23 protein-coding genes and 1 pseudogene are annotated in these 18,738 nt (G+C 71.1%); 18 read left to right on the top strand and 6 right to left on the bottom strand.

Annotation, left to right across the window (positions count from 1 at the left end; genetic code table 11):
* The first annotated feature begins 46 nt into the window (after positions 1 to 46).
* Entirely contained in the window at positions 47 to 1,456 is a 1,410-nt protein-coding gene (gene gltX / locus AB0I88_RS20990; protein ID WP_361026788.1) for a glutamate--tRNA ligase, read from the top strand.
* A gap of 326 nt (positions 1,457 to 1,782) precedes the next feature.
* The gene (locus tag AB0I88_RS20985; protein ID WP_361026785.1) at positions 1,783 to 2,406 is read left to right on the top strand and encodes a hypothetical protein; all 624 of its coding nucleotides are present in this window, start codon (positions 1,783 to 1,785) and stop codon (positions 2,404 to 2,406) included.
* Here AB0I88_RS20985 and AB0I88_RS20980 read toward each other — a convergent pair.
* Positions 2,387 to 2,989 (bottom strand): TetR/AcrR family transcriptional regulator, encoded by a 603-nt coding sequence (locus AB0I88_RS20980; protein WP_361026782.1) that lies wholly within the window; start codon positions 2,987 to 2,989, stop codon positions 2,387 to 2,389. The two genes, AB0I88_RS20985 and AB0I88_RS20980, sit on opposite strands and share 20 nt — an antisense overlap.
* A gap of 68 nt (positions 2,990 to 3,057) precedes the next feature.
* Positions 3,058 to 3,282, bottom strand: a complete 225-nt coding sequence (locus tag AB0I88_RS20975; protein ID WP_361026779.1) for a hypothetical protein — start codon at positions 3,280 to 3,282, stop codon at positions 3,058 to 3,060.
* A 326-nt stretch (positions 3,283 to 3,608) separates the two neighbouring features.
* Between AB0I88_RS20975 and AB0I88_RS20970 the strand changes: the two genes are divergently transcribed.
* From AB0I88_RS20970 to AB0I88_RS20945, 6 genes are all read left to right on the top strand, one after another.
* The gene (locus AB0I88_RS20970) at positions 3,609 to 4,763 is read left to right on the top strand and encodes a helix-turn-helix domain-containing protein (protein ID WP_361027007.1); all 1,155 of its coding nucleotides are present in this window, start codon (positions 3,609 to 3,611) and stop codon (positions 4,761 to 4,763) included.
* Positions 4,764 to 4,922: 159 nt separating this feature from the next.
* On the top strand, positions 4,923 to 5,852 hold the full coding sequence (locus AB0I88_RS20965) for an ACP S-malonyltransferase (RefSeq protein WP_361026776.1): 930 nt from the start codon (positions 4,923 to 4,925) through the stop codon (positions 5,850 to 5,852).
* A complete protein-coding gene (locus AB0I88_RS20960) occupies positions 5,849 to 6,799 on the top strand; it encodes a beta-ketoacyl-ACP synthase III (RefSeq protein WP_361026773.1) in 951 nt (316 codons plus the stop codon). The genes AB0I88_RS20965 and AB0I88_RS20960 overlap by 4 nt, the downstream gene beginning before the upstream one ends.
* A 138-nt stretch (positions 6,800 to 6,937) precedes the next feature.
* Positions 6,938 to 7,180, top strand: a complete 243-nt coding sequence (locus AB0I88_RS20955) for an acyl carrier protein (RefSeq protein WP_183226129.1) — start codon at positions 6,938 to 6,940, stop codon at positions 7,178 to 7,180.
* Between the two features lies 1 nt (position 7,181).
* A complete protein-coding gene (gene fabF / locus AB0I88_RS20950; RefSeq protein ID WP_361026769.1) occupies positions 7,182 to 8,408 on the top strand; it encodes a beta-ketoacyl-ACP synthase II in 1,227 nt (408 codons plus the stop codon).
* Positions 8,405 to 9,784 carry a carboxyl transferase domain-containing protein gene (locus tag AB0I88_RS20945; RefSeq protein ID WP_361027004.1) on the top strand — a complete coding sequence of 460 codons (1,380 nt, stop codon included), beginning with the start codon at positions 8,405 to 8,407 and terminating at the stop codon, positions 9,782 to 9,784. Before fabF ends, AB0I88_RS20945 begins: the two co-directional genes overlap by 4 nt.
* A 164-nt stretch (positions 9,785 to 9,948) precedes the next feature.
* Here the strand turns inward: AB0I88_RS20945 and AB0I88_RS20940 are convergent, their stop codons facing one another.
* Positions 9,949 to 11,676: a glycoside hydrolase family 3 N-terminal domain-containing protein gene (locus AB0I88_RS20940; protein WP_361026766.1), complete on the bottom strand. Its 1,728-nt coding sequence runs from the start codon at positions 11,674 to 11,676 to the stop codon at positions 9,949 to 9,951.
* 95 nt (positions 11,677 to 11,771) lie between these two features.
* Positions 11,772 to 12,263, bottom strand: coding sequence for a DUF3145 domain-containing protein (locus AB0I88_RS20935; RefSeq protein ID WP_093611019.1), 492 nt, complete (start codon positions 12,261 to 12,263; stop codon positions 11,772 to 11,774).
* Positions 12,264 to 12,507: 244 nt separating this feature from the next.
* On the opposite strand from AB0I88_RS20935, the gene AB0I88_RS20930 reads away from it, so the two are divergent.
* Positions 12,508 to 12,834 (top strand): hypothetical protein, encoded by a 327-nt coding sequence (locus AB0I88_RS20930; RefSeq protein WP_361026763.1) that lies wholly within the window; start codon positions 12,508 to 12,510, stop codon positions 12,832 to 12,834.
* Between the two features lie 72 nt (positions 12,835 to 12,906).
* Here AB0I88_RS20930 and AB0I88_RS20925 read toward each other — a convergent pair whose 3' ends face one another.
* Together AB0I88_RS20925 and AB0I88_RS20920 are read right to left on the bottom strand one after the other, a co-directional pair.
* Positions 12,907 to 13,524: a carbonic anhydrase gene (locus AB0I88_RS20925; RefSeq protein WP_361026759.1), complete on the bottom strand. Its 618-nt coding sequence runs from the start codon at positions 13,522 to 13,524 to the stop codon at positions 12,907 to 12,909.
* A gap of 137 nt (positions 13,525 to 13,661) precedes the next feature.
* A complete protein-coding gene (locus AB0I88_RS20920) occupies positions 13,662 to 13,967 on the bottom strand; it encodes a helix-turn-helix transcriptional regulator (RefSeq protein ID WP_361026756.1) in 306 nt (101 codons plus the stop codon).
* A 95-nt stretch (positions 13,968 to 14,062) separates the two neighbouring features.
* Here AB0I88_RS20920 and AB0I88_RS20915 point away from each other — a divergent pair, with 95 nt between their 5' ends.
* The 9 genes and pseudogenes from AB0I88_RS20915 to AB0I88_RS20875 form a co-directional block, all read left to right on the top strand.
* Positions 14,063 to 14,260 carry a hypothetical protein gene (locus tag AB0I88_RS20915; RefSeq protein WP_361026753.1) on the top strand — a complete coding sequence of 66 codons (198 nt, stop codon included), beginning with the start codon at positions 14,063 to 14,065 and terminating at the stop codon, positions 14,258 to 14,260.
* Positions 14,261 to 14,368: 108 nt separating this feature from the next.
* Positions 14,369 to 14,839: a hypothetical protein gene (locus AB0I88_RS20910; RefSeq protein WP_361026750.1), complete on the top strand. Its 471-nt coding sequence runs from the start codon at positions 14,369 to 14,371 to the stop codon at positions 14,837 to 14,839.
* Between the two features lie 8 nt (positions 14,840 to 14,847).
* Positions 14,848 to 15,048: a hypothetical protein gene (locus AB0I88_RS20905; protein WP_361026747.1), complete on the top strand. Its 201-nt coding sequence runs from the start codon at positions 14,848 to 14,850 to the stop codon at positions 15,046 to 15,048.
* A 1-nt stretch (position 15,049) separates the two neighbouring features.
* The gene (locus AB0I88_RS20900; RefSeq protein ID WP_361026745.1) at positions 15,050 to 15,403 is read left to right on the top strand and encodes a hypothetical protein; all 354 of its coding nucleotides are present in this window, start codon (positions 15,050 to 15,052) and stop codon (positions 15,401 to 15,403) included.
* Positions 15,400 to 15,612 (top strand): hypothetical protein, encoded by a 213-nt coding sequence (locus tag AB0I88_RS20895; RefSeq protein WP_361026742.1) that lies wholly within the window; start codon positions 15,400 to 15,402, stop codon positions 15,610 to 15,612. The genes AB0I88_RS20900 and AB0I88_RS20895 overlap by 4 nt, the downstream gene beginning before the upstream one ends.
* A complete protein-coding gene (locus AB0I88_RS20890) occupies positions 15,609 to 15,851 on the top strand; it encodes a hypothetical protein (RefSeq protein ID WP_361026739.1) in 243 nt (80 codons plus the stop codon). Before AB0I88_RS20895 ends, AB0I88_RS20890 begins: the two co-directional genes overlap by 4 nt.
* A complete protein-coding gene (locus AB0I88_RS20885; protein ID WP_361026736.1) occupies positions 15,848 to 16,111 on the top strand; it encodes a hypothetical protein in 264 nt (87 codons plus the stop codon). Before AB0I88_RS20890 ends, AB0I88_RS20885 begins: the two co-directional genes overlap by 4 nt.
* A gap of 1,693 nt (positions 16,112 to 17,804) precedes the next feature.
* Positions 17,805 to 18,227: a hypothetical protein gene (locus tag AB0I88_RS20880; protein ID WP_361026733.1), complete on the top strand. Its 423-nt coding sequence runs from the start codon at positions 17,805 to 17,807 to the stop codon at positions 18,225 to 18,227.
* Positions 18,228 to 18,240: 13 nt separating this feature from the next.
* Positions 18,241 to 18,738, top strand: a pseudogene (locus AB0I88_RS20875) (terminase); the annotation flags it as partial.

Genomic DNA, 18,738 nt, shown 5'->3' with positions numbered 1-18,738 from the left:
GGCCGCCGCCGCGCGTGGGCGGGAAAGACCTCGGTAGTCTGGGGCGGTGACTGTTCGCGTACGCTTCGCTCCCTCTCCGACCGGCATGTTCCACGTGGGCGGCGCCCGCACCGCGCTGCAGAACTGGATCTACGCCCAGCAGCACGGCGGTGTCTTCGTGCTCCGGATCGAGGACACCGACGCAGCCCGTAACCGGCCCGAGTGGACCGAGGGCATCATCTCTGCGCTCGACTGGATCGGCATCGAACGCGGGACGTACGAGGGCCCACACTTCCAGTCGTCCTACGCGGCAGATCACACCGCCGCCGCCACCCGGCTGTACGGCGAGGGCAAGGCGTACTACTGCGACTGCACCCGCGACGACGTGGTGGCCCGGTCCACCAGCAAGCACACCGGCTACGACGGCTTCTGCCGCGATCGGGCGCTGGGGCCGGGCGAGGGCCGCGCCCTGCGTTTCCGCACGCCCGACGAGGGCGAGACGGTGGTCGTGGACCTGGTCCGCGGCAAGCCCACCTTCGAGAACAAGCTGATCGAGGACTTCGTCATCGCCCGCAGCGACGGCTCGGCGGTCTTCCTGCTGGCCAACGTGGTCGACGACATGAGCCTGGGCATCACCCACGTGTTCCGCGCCGAGGAGCACCTGCCGAACACGCCGAAGCAGCAGCTGCTGTGGGAGGCGCTGGGCGCCACGCCGCCGGTCTGGGGCCACGTCCCGGTGATCGTCAACGAGAAGCGGCAGAAGCTGTCCAAGCGCCGGGACAAGGTCGCCCTGGAGCAGTACCGGGACGAGGGCTACCTGGCCGCCGCCATGCGCAACTACCTGATGCTGCTCGGCTGGGCGCCCACCGGCGACCGGGAGATCGTCCCGTGGTCGGTGATCGAGGAGGAGTACCGGATCGAGGACGTCAACCACGCCCCGGCCTTCTACGACGTCAAGAAGCTGCGCGCCTTCAACGGGGAGTACATCCGGGCGCTGACCGTGAGCGAGTTCACCCAGGTGTGCGCGCCGTGGCTGACCGGCACCGACACGATCCCGGCCCCGCCGTGGCCGCCGGCCGCCTTCGACGCGAACGTGTTCGCCACGATCGCCCCGCTGGCGCAGACCCGGATCGGGGTGCTGTCCGAGATCGTCGACAACGTCGACTTCCTCTTCCTCGACGAGCCGGTGCACGACGAGGCGTCCTGGGCGAAGGCGATGAAGGAGGGCGCGGCCGACATCCTGGACGGCGCGGCGGCCGCCTTCGGCGCCCTGACCGACTGGTCGGCCGAGGCGCTGAAGACCTCTCTCGAGCAGGTCGGTGAGGCGCGAGGTCTCAAATTGGGCAAGACTCAGGCCCCGGTACGGGTGGCGGTGACCGGCCGCACGATCGGTCTGCCGCTGTTCGAGTCGATCGAACTGCTCGGCCGCGAGCGTACGCTGGCGCGCATCTCCGCAGCTCGCGCCCGTCTGAGCTGACGCTTACCGCATTCGGCGACCGGCTGCCACTGCCGGTCGCCGATATCGGTGAGGCTCTCCGTCACGAGGGTGATCGCCACCCCCACCGTTTGCGTGGAGTGGGTACTATTCGGCCGCTGATCAACGGCCGTTCCGTCTCCACGGCCATCCCCCACATGGCTCCAATTCACCCTGCCTCAGGATGCGGTCAGGGCGGTGTCCGGGAAGGCTGGAGGCCTGGGCCGTGCACGGTTCCACCGCCGGGCACGAGCAGCAGGTTGAGTGGGGCCATGTCCATCCACGGGCGGGGAGGTCGGATGGTGCGGGGGACGATGATAAGAAGGCTGGTGTCAGCGCTGGCGGTGGCGCTCGCGCTGGCGGTCGGGGCGGTGCCGGCCGCGGCGCACGCCGCACCGAAGGCGCCGGTGAAGCCGACCGCGCTGCAACTCAGCGGCGAGGGGATCGCGGAGACGGTCCTGGTGCGGCAGGACGACCGGCCGAGGCTCTTCGAGATGCTGTTCAGCGAGGTGGAGTGGCTCGCCACGGCCACTGCCACGTCATCGGCGCCGAAGGCGGCGAAGCTGGGCCCGAAATACACGGTGACCCTGCTGGTCAAGAACGCGCCGAACCAGATCTACCACCTGTACCCGATGGCCGCCGGCGGCCCGCGGGCGCACCGGCCGGCCAAGCAGCCGGCCGGGAAGAAGGCCGAGGGCTGGTTCTACGGCCGGATGTCCATGCCGGAGTCGCTGCGGCTCGGCGGTGCTCCGCTGGAGGCCAAGCCGGACGTGGTGCACGGCGGCATCGGCGGCGGCATCGGCGAGGACCTGAGCGCCGACGTCGACCCGGTCGAGGAGATGTCCGAGATGTTCGCCGAGGTGCGGCGGCTGTTCCTGCTCAACGGCGCGGTCCTGCTGGTCATCATGACCGGCCTGGCGGGGATGGCGTTCCTCATTCGCCGCCGCGTCTGATCGCGCTCTCCGGCGCGGCGCTTCGCGAGGGCGCCGCCGAGTTCTCCACCAGGCGGACCAGATCCTCCAGGTCGGCGTCGAACTCGGCGGCGCCCTCCAGCGTCTCCGGGGTCGATCCGGGAAGCCCGCCGGTCACCTCGCCGGTCGTGTAGCCGAGCAGGAAGGCGCAGATCATCCGGGCGATCCGCGGCACGTCGGCCGCGGGCACCCCGGCGTCGCTGAGCACACCCTGGAGGGCGCCGGTGAGCCAGGCCGCCGACGGGCCGGCCGCCGAGCGGTTCAGCAGCAGCGGGAAGGCGCTGGGGTGGGCCCGGGCCAGCGAGCGTACGGCCCGGCCCAGCGCGGACAGCCGCTGCCGCCAGCCGATGTCCGCCAGGTCGTCGCCGAAGGCCGCGCCCAGTTCCAGGTGCAGCAGGTCGACGAGCCCGTCGAGGAGCGCGTCCTTGCCCCCGACGTACGGGTAGAGCGCCATCGAGGTGAGCCCGACCCGTTCGGCCACCGCCCGCATCGACATGGCGGCCAGCCCGCGCTCGTCCACCAGTGCGAGGGCCTGGTCGAGGATCTGCCGTCTCTTGTCGTCCACCGTTTCAACCTGACCAGGCCGGCCACGCTGTCACGGGGTAACGCGCCCGCCACTCACCCGTACGAGACTCAGCACCACCGGCCCGGTGGGCGGCCGCGGCCGGCGGCCCGGCGGCGCGGGCGGACCGCGCCGTGCAGGTGTGCCCCGGCCCAGCCGCGCAGGTCGGTACGGCATCCGACCCGTCCCGCGCCCGGGTCGATGATCGGCTCCTCGTCGGCCGGCGGCATCGCCGGCAGATCGTCGAGGGCGGGATCCCTGTCGGTGTACGCGAACGCGTCGTCCCGTTCCATCATCTCGCCTCCTCGATCACTTGCCCACGGCACCGGGCTGCTCCCGGCACCGCCTTTTCATCGGCACCGTGACGCCCGGTGTTAACCCCCGGCCCGGAGCGCACTAGTCCGACACGATGCCAGGTCACTGACCGAAACCGCGGGAGAGGCGCACCGCTACGACGGTCAAATGTCATAAAACCTCCTAAAACACGCTCCGTCGCCGTTTCGTTCACCTGTCATCCGGATGCCGGACACCAAAACCGCCGTGGCACGCTGTGCCCGTGGCAGAAACTGAGACCGGCGCCACCCCGGCGACCCCCGGCCGGCCGGAGACGCCGGGGAATCCGCTGCTGCCGGGCACGCTGCGCCGGATCGAACGGCACGCCGGCGCGCTCGCCAGCGCCGCCGTGGCACGCATGGATGAGACGCTGCCGTGGTTCCGGGCGCTCCCGGCCGACCAGCGTTCCTGGGTGATGCTCGTCGCACAGGCCGGGGTCCGGTCCCTGGTCGAGTGGCTGCGCTCCGGCGGCACGGTCGCCGCCAGCACCGAGATCTCCGACGAGGTGTTCGCCGCCGCGCCCCGCGCGCTGGCCCGGGTGATCACGCTGACCCACACCGTCCAGTTGATCAAGGTGACCGTCGACGTGGCCGAGGCCGAGGTGCCGGGCTTCGCCGAACCGGCCGAGCACGAGGCGCTGATCCAGGCGATCCTGCGGTTCTCCCGGGAGATCGCGTTCTCGGCGGCCCGGGTCTACGCGCGGGCCGCCGAGTCCCGCGGCGCGTGGGACGCCCGGCTGCAGGCGCTTCTGGTCGACGCCCTGCTGCGCGGCGACTCCTCGGACGTGCTGGCCAGCCGGGCCGCCGCCCTGGGCTGGGCGGACGCGCCGCCGGTCGCCGTGGTGGTGGGCCGCTCCCCCGGCGGCGACATCACCGCGGTGCTGCACGCCGTCTACCGCGCTGCCCGTCGCTCCCGGCTGGAGGTGATCGCCGGCGTGCACGGCGACCGCCTGGTGGTCGTGGTGGGCGGCGCGACCGACCCGGTGGCTGCCGCGTCCGCGCTCAGCGGCGGGTTCGGCGAGGGCCCGGTGGTGGTCGGCCCGGCCGTGCCGTCACTGGATCAGGCCACCGAGTCGGCGCGCGCCGCGCTGGCCGGCTTCCGGGCCGCGCCGGCCTGGCCCGGGGCGCCGTCCCCGGTGGCCGCCGACGACCTGCTGCCGGAGCGGGCGCTCTCCGGCGACATGGACGCCCGGCGCAAGCTGCGGCACGACGTCTTCGGCGCGCTGACCCGGGCCGGCAGTGGGCTGCTGGAGACCCTTGACGCGTTCTTCGCCTCCGGTGGGGTGCTGGAGAGCGCGGCCCGCGAACTCTACGTCCACCCGAACACCGTCCGTTACCGGCTGCGCCGGGTCGCCGAGGTCACCGCACTCTCCCCGCTGAACGGCCGGGACGCCTTCGCGCTGCGGATGGCCCTCACGGTGGGACGCCTGGACCCCGGATCGTGAGCCGGATCTCGCATCATCAGACACGATCGTGGTACCAATAAATGGGACGTAACTTACCCAAGTCCACCCCTGTTTTGTAGGAATCCTACAACGCTGGTCGTAGGGTTTGGTCGTGCCCGGCTACCCCGCAAACGCCTCCGATCCGGAAGAGTCGAAGGCGTGCTCGCCGTACTCTCGCCAGGCCAGGGCTCGCAGAAGCCCGGCTTCCTGACACCTTGGCTCGACCTCCCCGGTGCGGAGACCCGTCTCCGCGGGTGGTCCGAGCTCGCCGGCGCCGACCTGGTGCATCTCGGCACCGAGGCCGACGCCGAGGAGATCAAGGACACCGCGCGGACCCAGCCACTGCTGGTCGCCGCCGCCCTGCTGGCCGGAGAGCATCTGCCGCTCGAGGGCGTCCGCGCCGTCGCCGGGCACAGTGTCGGCGAGCTGGGCGCGGCCGTCCTGGCCGGCGTGCTGTCGCCGGAGGACGCGGTCACCCTCGCCGGGATCCGCGGTCGGGAGATGGCCGCCGCCTGCGCCCTGGAGCCGACCGGGATGAGCGCCGTCCTCGGCGGCGACCCCGACGAGGTGGTCGCGGCGATCGAGAAGCACGGGCTGCATCCGGCCAACCGCAACGGCGCCGGCCAGATCGTCGCCGCCGGCGCGCTGGCCGCGCTCGCCGGGTTCGCCGCCGAACCGCCGGCCCGTGCCCGGGTCATCGCGCTGCCCGTGGCCGGCGCGTTCCACACCCCCTACATGGCTCCGGCCGAGTCCGCACTGGCCGCCGCCGCCGATAAGGTGATCACGCAGAACCCGGTCCGGACCCTGCTGTCGAACGCGGACGGCACGGCCGTGACGGACGGCGCGGAGATCATCCAGCGACTGGTCCGCCAAGTCACCGCCCCGGTCCGCTGGGACCTGTGCATGCGCACCCTCAAGGAGCTCGGCGTCACGGGCATCATCGAGCTGCCCCCCGCCGGCACCCTCGCGGGCCTGGTCAAGCGCGAACTCAAGGGCGACGGAGCCCCGGAGATCGTCACCCTGAACACTCCGGACGACCTGCCCGCCGCTCTCGACCTGATCGCCCGCCACGAAGGAGAAACACGATGACCGCGGGTTCCCGCATCGTCGCGATGGGGCACTACCAGCCCTCGCGCGTGGTCACGAACGACGACCTGACCCAGACGCTGGACACCAACGACGCCTGGATCCGGGACCGGGTCGGCATCGCCGAGCGCCGCATCGCCGAGAGCGAGTCGGTCGCCGACATGGCCACCTGGGCGGCGGAGAAGGCACTCGCCGCCTCCGGGCTGTCCGCGTCCGACATCGACACGGTCACCGTCGCCACCTGCACGGCGGTCGACCGCTGCCCGAACGTCGCGACCCGGGTCGCGGCCCGGCTCGGCATCGCCGCACCGGCCGCGTTCGACCTGAACACCGCCTGCTCCGGCTTCTCGTACGCGCTGGGCACCGTCGACCACGCGATCCGTGCCGGCGCCACCCGCAACGCACTGGTCATCGGCGCCGAGAAGCTCTCCGACGTGACCGACTGGTCGGACCGCACCACCGCGGTCCTGTTCGGCGACGCCGCGGGCGCGGCCGTGGTCAGCGCCGTCCCGGACGGCGAGGAGGCCGGGATCGGCCCGGTGCTGTGGGGTTCCGCTCCGGACAAGGGCGACGCCCTGCAGATCGCGGGCTGGCGGCCCTACATCAAGCAGGAGGGCCAGACGGTCTTCCGCTGGGCCACCACGGCGCTCGCCCCGTTCGCGCTCGAGGTCTGCAAGCGGGCCGGTGTCGAGCCGTCCGAGCTGGCCGCCTTCGTCCCGCACCAGGCCAACACCCGGATCATCGACGGCATCGTCAAGCGGCTCGGCCTGGGCCCGGACGTGATCGTCGCCAAGGACCTCGTGGAGTCGGGCAACACGTCCGCCGCGAGCGTCCCGCTGGCCCTGTCGAAGCTGGTCGAGCGGCGGGAGGTGCCCTCCGGGGCGCCGGTGCTGCTGTTCGGCTTCGGCGGCGGCCTCACCTACGCCGGCCAGGTTGTCCGCTGCCCTTAGCACGGGCGACACCCGGCCGACGCCCGTGACACTTGCTCAGGACGGTCGAGACCAACCTGGCGGCTTGCCGCCGGGCGCAGCTCGAGGCAGGTCCTGAGCAAGTCTCCATCCGCACCATCGAGAGGAAAGATTCCCACCATGGCAACTCGCACAGAGATCACCTCCGGCCTCGCCGAGATCCTCGAGGAGGTCGCCGGGGTGAACCCGGACGACGTCGCCGAGGAGAAGTCCTTCACCGACGACCTGGACGTCGACTCGCTGTCGATGGTCGAGGTCGTGGTGGCCGCCGAGGAGAAGTTCGGCGTCAAGATCCCCGACAACGAGGTGCAGAACCTGAAGACCGTCGGCGACGCCGTCAGCTACATCGAGGCGAACCACTGACATGAGCACCGTAGACGTCGTCGTCACCGGGCTCGGCGCGACGACCCCGCTGGGCGGGGACGTCGCGTCCACCTGGGACGCAATGCTCGCCGGCCGCTCCGGGGTGAGTTCACTCACCCAGGAGTGGGCCGGTCAACTCACGGTCCGGATCGCCGCCCAGCTCGCCGTCGAGCCCATCGAGGTCATCGAGCGGGTCAAGCTGCGGCGGATGGACCGGGCCGAGGCGATGGCGCTGATCGCGGCCAAGGAAGCCTGGGCCGACTCCGGCCTGGCCGGCACCGGGCTCGACCCGGACCGGCTCGCGGTCAGCTACGGCACCGGCATAGGGGGCGCGATCACGACCCTCGAGCAGGACGACATCATGGAGAAGTCGGGACCGCGGCGGGTCAGCCCGCACACCGTTCCGATGCTCATGCCGAACGGCCCCGCCGCGTACATCGGCCTGGAGCTCGGTGCCCGCGCCGGAGTCCGGGCCATGGCCAGCGCCTGCGCCACCGGCGCCGAGGCCGTCGCGCTCGGGCTCGACCTGATCCGCGCCGGCCGGGCCGACGTGGTGGTGGCCGGCAGCACCGAGGCCGTGGTGCACCCGCTGCCGATCGCCGGTTTCGCCTCGATGCGGGCCATGTCGACCCGCAACGACGAGCCGGAGAAGGCGTCACGCCCGTGGGACCGTAACCGGGACGGCTTCGTCCTCGGTGAGGGCGCCGGCGCGCTGATCCTGGAGCGGGCCGATCACGCCGCGGCCCGTGGCGCCCGGATCTACGCGAGGCTCGCCGGAGCGGGCATCACCTCGGACGGGTACGACATCGTCCAGCCCGACCCGGAGTGCCGGGGCGGCATCCGCGCCATGCGGATGGCCGTGCAGGACGCCGGCCTCACCGGCGCCGACATCCACCACGTGAACGCCCACGCCACCTCGACCCCGATCGGCGACATGGGCGAGATCAAGGGCATCAAGGAAGCCATCGGGACGCACCCCATCCTGACGTCGACCAAGTCGATGTCCGGCCATCTGCTCGGCGCGGCCGGCGCGCTCGAGTCGATCGCCACCATCCTGGCCCTCCGGGACGGCATCATCCCTCCGACGATCAACCTCGACGAGCCCGACGAGCGCCTCGACCTGGAGGTCGCGGCCCACAAGGCCCGGACCGTGGACATCCGCGCGGCGATGAACAACTCGTTCGGCTTCGGCGGCCACAACGTGGCGCTGGTCTTCACCCGGATCTGACCCTGCTCCCCTCCGGTCACCACCCCGATCCCGTCGACCACCGCGATCCGGAACAACGACTCAAGGCGCTCTTCGACCGTGGCACGCTCCGGCTGCCGGCGGCGAGGGACGACTCGGGCGTGCTCCACGGTCGCGGCCGGGTCGACGGGACCCCGGCGGTCGCCTTCGCCACCGACGCCACCCGGATGGGCGGCGCGCTCGGTCTGGCCGGCTGCCGGCGGATCGTCACGGCGATCGACACCGCGGTCCGCGACCGCGTCCCGGTCGCCGGCCTCTGGCACTCCGGTGGCGCCCGCCTGGACGAGGGCGTGGTGGCTCTGGACGGCGCCGGGCAGGTCTTCGCGGCCATGGTCCGGGCGTCCGGGCGGGTGCCGCAGATCTCCGTGGTGCTGGGCCCGGCTCTCGGCAGCGCCGCGTACGGTCCGGCCCTCACCGACATCGTGATCGCCGGCCGGGCGGGCCGGATCTTCGTGACCGGCGACGTCCCGTCCGGTCCCACCGGCGCGGACGGCTCCGAGGTGGTCCACCTCCGCGCCGCCGACGACGACGCCGCCCTGGCCGCGACCCGCGAGATGGTCGTCCTGCTGGGCCGCCAGGGCCGGCTCTGCCCCGACGACGTGACTCCCGGCAGCCGTGCCGGAGGCTGCCTCGACACCTTCCTGCCGATCGGCCCGGCCCAGCCCTACGATGTGAAACCCCTGGTCCAGGCACTGCTCGACGCTCCCGGCACGGAGTTGCACGCCGAGTGGGCACCGAACATCGTCACCGTTCTCGGCCGATTCGCCGGGCGCACGGTCGGCGTGGTCGCGAACAATCCGCTCGTCCTCGACGGTTCCCTCGACGCGGCCGCCGCCGAGAAGGCCGCCCGTTTCGTGCGCATGTGCGACGCCCTGGCCGTCCCGCTGATCGTCTTGGCCGACACGCCCGGCTACCTGCCCGGCCACGACCGGGACGGGGACGGCGTCGTGCGCCGCGGCGCCAAGCTCCTGCACGCCTTCGCCGAGGCGGTGGTGCCGAGGGTCACCCTGGTCACCCGCCGCGCCTTCGGCGGCTCGTACATCGCCATGAACTCCCGCGCCCTGGGCGCCACCGCCGTCTTCGCCTGGCCCACCGCCGAGGTGGCGGCTCTGACCCCGGAGGCCGCGGTCAACGTGCTGCACCGCAAACGCCTGGCCGCCACCCCGCCGGACCAGCGCGGCCCGCTGCGTGAACATCTGGCCACCCACGAGTCCGCCCGGACCGGCGGCCTGGACCGAGCCGTCGAGATCGGCGTGGTGGACGCCGTGATCGCCCCCGAACACACCCGCCGCCGCATCGCCGAGGCCCTGGCCGCCGCTCCCGCCGGCCGGGGCGCCCACGGCGGCGTCCCCCTGTGACCCCGCGAGCATCTGCCGGGGTCAAACCGGATCGTGCTGCGCCGGCCGCCCGATCAGGCTCAGCCCGGTGGGCGCGGCACCGGCCGGGATGGCAGATGATCGCGTGGAACGGGCGGAACGGTCCCGATTCGACGAGGGCTGGGTCACGCGTACCGGAGAAAGGTCTATTTCGCGCAGGCGCTGCGGGGCAGCTTGCCGACCGCGACGGGTGAGCGACCGGGTGCCGTGGCCTTTCCGGCGATCACGGCGGCCAGGGCGTCCATGGAGAGCTTGCTCGACGAGTAGGTGGCGAGCAGGGTCGCCGAGCCGGCCGCGGCGAGCAGGCCGGGTGAGTCCATCATCACGGTGATGGCGGCCTCGTCGTTGAGGTCGATCCGCTGGTCGCCGTAGCCGGTCAGGTGGATGACGGTGCCGCCGGAGGCCCGGACCTGGACGCCGGCCGCCTGGAGGGCGTTGATCAGGTTGACGCGGGCCACCTCGCGGCTCGCCGGGGCGGTGACCGAGACGGGCCCGGAGGTGAGCGGGCCGGTGCAGCGGCCGCGCAGCACGGTGACGGCGGCGGCACTGGCGGCGCCGACGGTCGTGCGGTGGGCTTCGGAGCCGACGACGGAGAGGGCGGGCTGCGGGGTGAGCGCGGTCCGGTACTTGAGGGTGAGGATGCGGGTGACCGCCTCGGTGAGGCGTTCCCGTGGGAGGCTGCCGTTCTTCAGGCCGGCCAGGATGCCGTCCCGGGCCGCGCCGATGTCCGGCGGCATGAGCAGCATGTCGTTGCCGGCGTTGAGAGCGCGCACGGCCGCCTCACCGGCCGGCCACTTCTTCGCGGGGGCCATGTTCATGGCGTCGGTGACGGCGACGCCGGTGAACTTGAGCTGCCCGCGCAGCACCTCGGTCATGATCTTGCGGGAGAAGGTGGCGGCGACGCCCTTGTCGACCGACGCCAGGTTCAGGTGACCGGACATCACCACGCCGGCCCCGGCCTCGACCCCGGCGCGGAACGGCGGCAGGTCCTGCGCCTCCCACGTCCCGCGGTCCTGGCCGATCAGCGGAAGCACGTCGTGGCTGTCCCCGGTGGTGTGACCGTGTCCCGGGAAGTGTTTGAGCGACGCGGCGACGCCTGCCGTTTGGAGGCCGCGGACGGCGGCGGCGACCTGCACGGCGTTCGCCCGGGGGTCGCTGCCGAACGAGCGTGACCCGATCACGCCGCCGCCGGCGCCGGCCAGGGTGTCGGCGACGGGGGCGAAGTCGACGGTGACGCCCATCGCGGCGAGTTCCTCACCGGCGGCACGCCACGCCGCCTCGGTGAGGGCGGGCTGCCGGGCGGCGCCGAACGCCAGCGCGGACGGCAGCATGGTGACGCCGTCGGTCACCCGGGTGACGATCCCGTACTCCTGGTCCATGCCGATCATCAACGGCGCGGCGGCGGGCAGTCTCGCGGCCGCCTCCTGGAGTCCCGCGGTGAGGGCGCGCACCTGTTCGGGGTTCTCCACGTTGGTGGTGGGGTTGGTCTTGCTGGTCGGGTCGTCCTGGGTGAAGCCGACCAGGATGAGACCGCCGAGCCGGTACTTCGCGATCATCTCGGCCGGGGTGTCGACGCCGGCCAGGCCCTGGTTGGCTTTCGCGTTGTCCGCGTCGACCTGGGTGGCGGAGCTGCCGTAGGCATACGGCATCAGCACCTGCCCGGCCAGGTCCTCGTCACTGAGCCGGGCGGTCACCTCGGCGGCGCGGGCGGCCGGGTCGGCGGCGGGGGCGCTGGACGCCGGCGGCGGGCCGCTCGCCACCGTCGGGGCGGATCCGGTGGCGGCCGGGATCGGCGCCGGCTCGTCACCGCACGCACCGAGAATCAGGAGCATCGGTACGACGAGGGCGCGCGACAGACTCTTCACGATCGCCATCGAACCAGTTAGCGGCACAGGTTGCCACTTGATCCCCATCCGTGTTCCGGGCACGGTTGAGCCGGATTTGCCCAATCGCGTGCTCGGCCGGCGGGTCAGCCGACCCGGGTGAGCAGCGTCACCGGCGCGCCGTCACCGGCGTAGCGGTAGGGCTCCAGCTCGACGTCCCAGGCGGTGCCGAGCGCCTTCTCCAGCGCGTGCGACAGCGCCTCGGGCGCGCGGACCGAGGACATGATGGCGCGCAGCCGGTCCTCGCCGATCTGGATGTCGCCCGAAGCGCCCATGACCCCGTGGAACAGCCCTCGGCCGGGAACGTGCATGAACCGTTCCCCGTCCACGCCCGGGCTGGGCTCCTCGGTGACCTCGAATCGGATCATGGGCCACTGTCGCAGGGCAGCAGCAAGCTCGGCGCCAGTTCCGGCCCGGCCGGTCCAGCTGCACTCGGCTCGGCGCATGCTCGGATCGACCGGTTGCACGGTCCATTGCAGATTGACCGGCGCGGTCAAAACGCGCGCGATCGCCCACTCGACATGCTGGCACACGGCGAGTGGAGTCGAGTGGACGTATACGACGCCACACGTTGGCACGGTGACCTCCCGGAGACCGAGGTGCGTCTTCCCCTACGACCTCGACCGCGGTTGATCGTGTCCCATGATGCCGGGTGGTACGGATGGTGCGCCAGAGAATCCGCAACATCGACTATGGGAGCCGCAGTCGTGGCATACCCTGCCCAACGCCCTTACCTGCTCCGACGGTATGGTTCACGGGCCGTCGTGTAGAGTTGCCACGGCCTTTTTTCTGCCTTTCAGCTTTCCTTCAAGGAGTACCGCCGTGGCGAGCAACACTTCAAAGACCGCCCGCGCATCAGTCCGCGCCGGCCAGGGCAGCGGTGGCGCCCTCAGCGTGCTCGGTGAGTACAAGTACCTCATCCCGCTCGCCAACGGCCGCTTCGCGTACGTGCGCAACCTGACCAACGGCAAGACCACGCACCTCAAGACCGACTCGGACGCCTTCGTCGAGGAGATCCGGGTGCTGGCCGCCGCCGGTCACGGCGCCAAGATCCGCGCCGAGCTGAACAACCTGCACACCGTCAGCCCCGAGCACGGCTGGGCCGACACCGAGAAGCGGCTCGTCGACGCGGGCGTTTTCGAGGGCTGAGCAAGCACCAACGAAAAAGAGCGCCTCCCGGTTTCGGCCGGGAGGCGCTTTTTTGCATGATCAGCACATAGATCAGTCGAGGAACTCGACCCAGCCGCTGTCCAGGTCGTAGACGGCGCCGGCCACCCGGACCCGCCCCGCGGCGATCTCCTCGGCCAGGCCGGGGTTCTCCCGCAGCCGCTCGGCGGTCAGGGCCACGTGCCGGCGGACCGCCTTCTCCCCGGCGTCCTCGTCGTCCAGGCCCACCTCGCGCACGGCCGGGGCCAGCTGGTCCACCAGGTAGCCCACCGACCCGCTGTCGCTGCCCGGGGTGGCGCCGTCGCGCAGCGCCTGCACGGTGGCGTGCACGGCACCGCAGCGTTTGTGCCCGACCACCAGGATCAGCGAGACGCCCAGCTCGGCCACCGCGAAGTTGATCGAGCCGATCAGCGAGCGGTCCAGCACGTGCCCGCCGGACCGGGCCACACAGATCGAGCCGAACGACTGGTCGAAGATCGCCTCCAGCGGCACCCTCGAGTCGATGCACCCGAGCACCAGCGAGTGCGGCTTCTGCCCGTGCGCGGTGGCCGCCGCCTGTGCGACGTCGTGACCGTACCGAGGGTTGCCGTAGACGAAACGTTTGTTGCCCGAGATGAGCTCGCTCAAGGCGGCTGCGGGCGTGCTGACCCGGGCATCGCGAGTGGCCGTCATGGTGGAGATTCTCGCCTGCGGGGGCGTACGTGACAGAGTTTGCGAGCTAACTCACGGTCCAGAGGATTTCGGCCCCTCGCGAACCGGAAATAGGACCGAAACAGTCTGGCAATCCCGGTGATCGCGAGTGATGCTTATTACCCGTGGGTAACACGATCGCGACTTGCCGCAGTGGCGGGAATCTCCTCAACCGGCCCGAGCGCCAGCCATCGGTAGTCGACCCCGGTCACGCCCGCAATCTTCATCGCGATGTTCACCAGCCCGCGCGGCTCCTTCCCCCGGTTCTCCCAGTTGCGCCACGAGGCGATCGGGATACCGCAGTTCGAGGCCGCTTCAGCGATGTTCCAACCCATGGCCTGCCTGACGAGCGCGAGCCTCGCCCCGAGTGAATTGACATCGGGCACCCACCCCGGCGCCCGACCCTTCCCCGCTGCATTGGTCATAGCGAGCACTTTAGCCGTTTCGCGCGTCATCAGGTGTGCCAACAAATAACAAGTGACGCTTGACGTCTCTATGGCCTGTGCGTAGCTTGTGACGCATGACGTCTCAGGGCACCTATTTGACCACCGTCCAGGTGGCCGAGAAGCTTCGGGACGCGGGCTTCACCGTGACCCCGGCGCAGATCCGCCGCTGGGTGAGCAACGGCCGTTTCACCGGCGTCCGCCGACTGCCGAACGGCCGCGCACAGATCCCGGCTTCCGAGGTCGACGCGATCGTCACCGGTACCCCCGCGTGACTCGCCCGCCGAACTACCCGCGGTCCGTTCCGCCTCGTCCCCACGGCCGACCGAAATCGGCCAGATAGCCCGTCCGGGCTCCGACTAGCCATCGAAAGGGACCAACCAATGTCTGAGTTCACTGTCCAGGAACGGGCCGCCGCGGCCCGGTTCCTGCTGGAGTCCGGGATCGCCGGGCCCGACAACCGCGTCGACCCGATGAGCATGATCGGGTACCTCGCGTCCGTCCTGCACTTCGCGATGATCGAGTTCCCGCACAACGCGATGATCCGGCTCGCCGTGGCCCGCTGCCGGATGTTCGAGCACGCGGCGTACATGGCCGCGGCTGAGTCCGACCCGGCCGGCCTGCTCTACTCCCGCGCCGACGAGCCGGCGCCCGACCCGGTGACCCCACCACCGGGCGTCGACGGCACCCAGCTCGGCACCCGCGCCGCCCTGGTGCGCCCGATGTTCCTCGACGGCCCGCCGCTGCCGGTGTGCATGGTCGACGTCACGACGTTGTTCTGCCAGACCCACCAGGGCGTCCACGTGGCCGAGTCCGCGGAAATCTTCGACATCCTGACGGCGGGTGCGCAGTGACCGCCCCGATGCCCGCCGAGACGCCGGCCCGGCCGCCCCGCCTGTTCCCGATCACCCCGAAGCCAGCTCTTGACCGGCGGTTCAACTTCGGGCTCACGCACGACGTGGCCAAGGTTCTGGCCGAGCACGGCTTCGGCAAGATCGCCAATGGCGACGACTTCATGCGGCTGCAGACCGCCTTGTACACGTTCCTGTACAGGGAGGACTGATATGAGCGGCGAGTTCACGCCTGCGGGCACGGACCCGGTCAACCACCAGGGCCTGATGATCGCGCTGAGCGCGGGTCTGGCGTTCGTCCCCGTCCGTCTTCAGGAGAAGTTGTTGCCGGCCGGGGAGCGGCCGGGCGCGGCCCTGGTCTTCCACGCCGAGCGCAGCGCCGGCCACGTCGACGGACAGCTGATCCTGTCGCTCGGCCACCTGTCCGCGTTCGCCGGCGGCCTGGCCGCCTTCCGGGAGTTGCTGCCCGTCGACGCCCGCGACCAGTGGGACGCGAACCAGGCCGAGGCCATCCGGCAGTTCCGAGCGCATCTGCCCATCGGCGACATGAAGGGTGTGTGGCTGTGAGGGACACCACCGCGCTGCCGCCGTGCGACCGGTGCCACCGGCCCGCGAAGCGGCGCGCCCTCTACTACCGGGTCCAGGGCGGCTCGGCGATCCTGGCCGGCCGGTACGGCGGATCCTGCTTCTACAAGGTCGCGGACACGCTGTACCGGCACTCCTACCAGGTCGAGCACGAGGACGCCCGCGTGATCCGGCTAAGGAGGGTCGCATGAGCTTCTCCGACGAGCGCGACCACGCCGAGGAGCAGGCGAACCGGGCCGAGATGCAGGAGGAGGACCACTGCATCAGCTGCCAGCCGACTCGTGACGCGGAGACCGGGGATTCGCTCGACGATGTGGACTGCGTGCACTGCGAGTGCTGCTGTTCCTGCCTTGCGTGCGAGTACGGGCCGCGTGACGGCATGCTCTTGACCGAGCAGCAGCGCGCCGCGATCAGCGAGGTCGAGCTGTGAGCGCCTGGTGGCCGTGGTCGGCCGGTTCCGAGGACGCCCCGGTGCCGGCCGATCCGAGTCTGGACCTGGCGACCGTGCTGACCGAGCACAACGAGCGGTGGCGTGACCGGGCACTCAAGGCCGACCGCCTGTTGATCGACGCGTTCCACCGGTACGGCCGGTGGGTGCCGGTCGATGTGGTCCTGGACGCGCACAACATCCTCCAGCCGCCACCGCCGCTGCGGCCCGCGGTGCCGGTCATCCCCGGGTCGGAGGGATGACGTGGCCAAGGCCGTTCCCGAGCGCGACGTCTCGGCGACGGACTCCCGGTGGCGGTGCAGGCGCTGCCCGAACCGCCACCGGCCCGGCTCCCTGTGCCCGCCGGTGGGGGTGTGGCTGATCGCCGCGATGTGCCTTCACTGCCGACCGAAGACGGGCCACTACTGCAAGCACCACAGATCAGGAGACACCCCGGGTGGCATGGCTCAAATCCTCGGATACCGCGGCCAACCACCCGGTCGTCCTGGCCCCGTTGACGTGGCCAGCTGAGGACCTGGAAGGACTCCAGCCCGCCGAGCTCGCGACGCTGCTCTACGGGCTGGTGTTCCGCTGCGCCACTTACCAGGGCCAGCACACCCGGGACTACCTGGTGGCCGACTCGACGATTGCGCAGTACATCGGCCAGCGGTGGCAGCGCTGGGCCGAACTCGCCGAGCGGGCCGGCTACTGGACCCGCGTCGACGGCGGGTGGGAACTCCTGGACGATGCCGAGCACCTGTTCCACATCCGCCGAAAATCCGAGATCGAATGGGAGAAAGCACGCAAGGTAGACGTATCGAATCCGACGCTGACCGTCCCCGTCCGCCTACGAGACGGGGACGGGTGCCGCTACTGCGGCCACATCGTCCAGTGGGGCGCCCGACGCGGCAACCGCCGCGGCACCTACGACCACCGAACCCCTGGAGTCCCTGCACGCACCCCCGATGACCTCGTGGTGTGCTGCGGCGGGTGCAACAGCACCCGCGGAGCGAACCCCGATCCCAGCGCCTGGCCCCTACGGCCGGCGCCCGTGGAGCCGTACTTCGGGCGCGAATCCGTCGCGTACCTGGCCGGGTACGGCTTCCACGTGCGGCCCAGCGACCCCGCATCCCGCGGGACAACGCACGGCGACCCCGCATCCGGCGGGACAACGCCCGCGCGCCCAGAGCGCGCCACCGCCGCGGTTCTGCAGAAATCTGCAGATCCAGCAGATCGGGGGTCTACGCCGGACAGAAACCCGGGTCGGGTCGGGAACGGGTCGGGCCGGGCAGGGAGTCCACGCCGTGGCCGTAGATCCGGACGTAACCGCAGAGGAGGTGAACCATGAGCACCATTAGGACCGTGGCCTTGCGCTGTGACACCTGTAGCAGGCTGAGCAGCACCAGAGGCTTTGACACCACAGCCCTGGCCAGAGCTGCAGCACATCGGGAGGGCTGGGACCGGCCCGGTGGCAAGGACCGCTGCTACCGGTGCCGGCCCAAGGAATGAGCCGAGGATGGAAGCGTGGCAGCACCAGGGCGTGGCGTCGCGCCCGGGCCCTGGTGCTGGCACGTGATGGCTATCGGTGTCTAGTGCGCGTGCCGGGGGTGTGCGTGGGCACGTCCAGACCCATGCACGTGCATCACATCCATGGCAAGAGCAGTGGGTGTGCAGGGTGCAGGGCTGACCAGTTGGGCCACCTGCAGGCGGCGTGCGGACCGTGCAACCTGCACGTCGGTGACCCGACCACGCGTGGTGATCCACCGTGCGAGCCGGTGACACGGTGGTGAGGACCGACGCATGATTGATCATGATCGGAACTCGCGCCGGCGTGCGCAGCAACGAGCAGTTTTTCCGGAGGGGAGGGGGGCCGGACATCCACGTCCCTCTGTCCTCCCTCCCCCCTGAGCTGCGGACTCTCGAATATTTTTCCGACGCGACTACGGATGGTGACCGATGACCGAGACCCCTGAGGTGATCGCTCCCTCGATCCGGGCCGCCGTGGAAGCGAGCCTGCCGGACTTGCCACGCCTGCCGCGTGACGGCGCTGCGGTGGCGGCGCTGAGGCTGTACGCGACCCTGCTGGACGACACCGTGGACCGCGTGCAGGATGCCGCCGAGGAGGACCAGGCCCGCGACTTCGGCCGGATGGTCACCGCCATCACCAAGATCGGCCCCCGCTTCGAACGCATGATCGACATGCTCGGCATGTCCCCGGGCTCCCGCCCGTCCGCGCCGCAACAGGGAGGACCCGCCGGTGGCGATCCAGCCTCAGCCGCGCTCGACCAGCTCCGCGCCGGCGTCGCTGCCGTTGCCGCTCGGTTCGATCCGGCCGCGACTGTGGACCCCGCCGTTACGGCCGCTGACGCCGGAGACTAGCTACGGGTTCGCCGTGATCTGGTTCGCGGCGACCGTCCTCGAGGAGCCACTAGACCCGTGGCAACAGTGGATCGTCATCCACATCGGCGAGCTGCTGCCGGACGGCCGGCCCCGGTTCCGTCAGGTCCTGATGATCGTGGCCCGGCAGAACGGCAAGACCCACTTGTGCAAGGTGCTGGCGCTCTACTGGCTGTTCGTCGAGCGGATCCGCCTGGTGCTCGGCACATCGACGAAGTTGGACTATGCCGCCGAGTCGTGGCATGCCGCGGTGGACACCGCCATGGGCATCCCCGCCCTGGCGAAACGGATCCCGAAGCGTGGCGGCGTACTCAAGGGCAAGGGCGCCGAACAGCTGAAGACGTCGGAACGATGCCGGTACCGAATCGGCACCGCGGACCGGACCGGCGGCCGGTCCCTACCGGTCGAGCGGCTGATCTGTGACGAGCTGCGCGAGCACCACACCTGGGACGCCTACAACGCGGCCATGTACGCGATGAACGCTCAACCCCAC

Source organism: Actinoplanes sp. NPDC049802 (assembly GCF_040656595.1).
GTDB lineage: Bacteria > Actinomycetota > Actinomycetes > Mycobacteriales > Micromonosporaceae > Actinoplanes.
The sequence above is the reverse complement of the archived record's forward strand: the minus strand, read 5'-3'. Positions and strand labels throughout refer to the sequence as shown.

What these genes read in the sequence shown, in the direction of transcription:
- AB0I88_RS20975 (WP_361026779.1), bottom strand. Translation starts at nt 3,282, where the DNA reads ATGATGGAACGGGACGACGCGTTCGCGTACACCGACAGGGATCCCGCC.
- AB0I88_RS20960 (WP_361026773.1), top strand. Translation starts at nt 5,849, where the DNA reads ATGACCGCGGGTTCCCGCATCGTCGCGATGGGGCACTACCAGCCCTCG.
- AB0I88_RS20955 (WP_183226129.1), top strand. Translation starts at nt 6,938, where the DNA reads ATGGCAACTCGCACAGAGATCACCTCCGGCCTCGCCGAGATCCTCGAG.
- fabF (WP_361026769.1), top strand. Translation starts at nt 7,182, where the DNA reads ATGAGCACCGTAGACGTCGTCGTCACCGGGCTCGGCGCGACGACCCCG.
- AB0I88_RS20940 (WP_361026766.1), bottom strand. Translation starts at nt 11,676, where the DNA reads ATGGCGATCGTGAAGAGTCTGTCGCGCGCCCTCGTCGTACCGATGCTC.
- AB0I88_RS20925 (WP_361026759.1), bottom strand. Translation starts at nt 13,524, where the DNA reads ATGACGGCCACTCGCGATGCCCGGGTCAGCACGCCCGCAGCCGCCTTG.
- AB0I88_RS20920 (WP_361026756.1), bottom strand. Translation starts at nt 13,967, where the DNA reads ATGACCAATGCAGCGGGGAAGGGTCGGGCGCCGGGGTGGGTGCCCGAT.
- AB0I88_RS20915 (WP_361026753.1), top strand. Translation starts at nt 14,063, where the DNA reads ATGACGTCTCAGGGCACCTATTTGACCACCGTCCAGGTGGCCGAGAAG.
- AB0I88_RS20910 (WP_361026750.1), top strand. Translation starts at nt 14,369, where the DNA reads ATGTCTGAGTTCACTGTCCAGGAACGGGCCGCCGCGGCCCGGTTCCTG.
- AB0I88_RS20905 (WP_361026747.1), top strand. Translation starts at nt 14,848, where the DNA reads ATGCCCGCCGAGACGCCGGCCCGGCCGCCCCGCCTGTTCCCGATCACC.
- AB0I88_RS20900 (WP_361026745.1), top strand. Translation starts at nt 15,050, where the DNA reads ATGAGCGGCGAGTTCACGCCTGCGGGCACGGACCCGGTCAACCACCAG.
- AB0I88_RS20890 (WP_361026739.1), top strand. Translation starts at nt 15,609, where the DNA reads ATGAGCTTCTCCGACGAGCGCGACCACGCCGAGGAGCAGGCGAACCGG.
- AB0I88_RS20880 (WP_361026733.1), top strand. Translation starts at nt 17,805, where the DNA reads ATGACCGAGACCCCTGAGGTGATCGCTCCCTCGATCCGGGCCGCCGTG.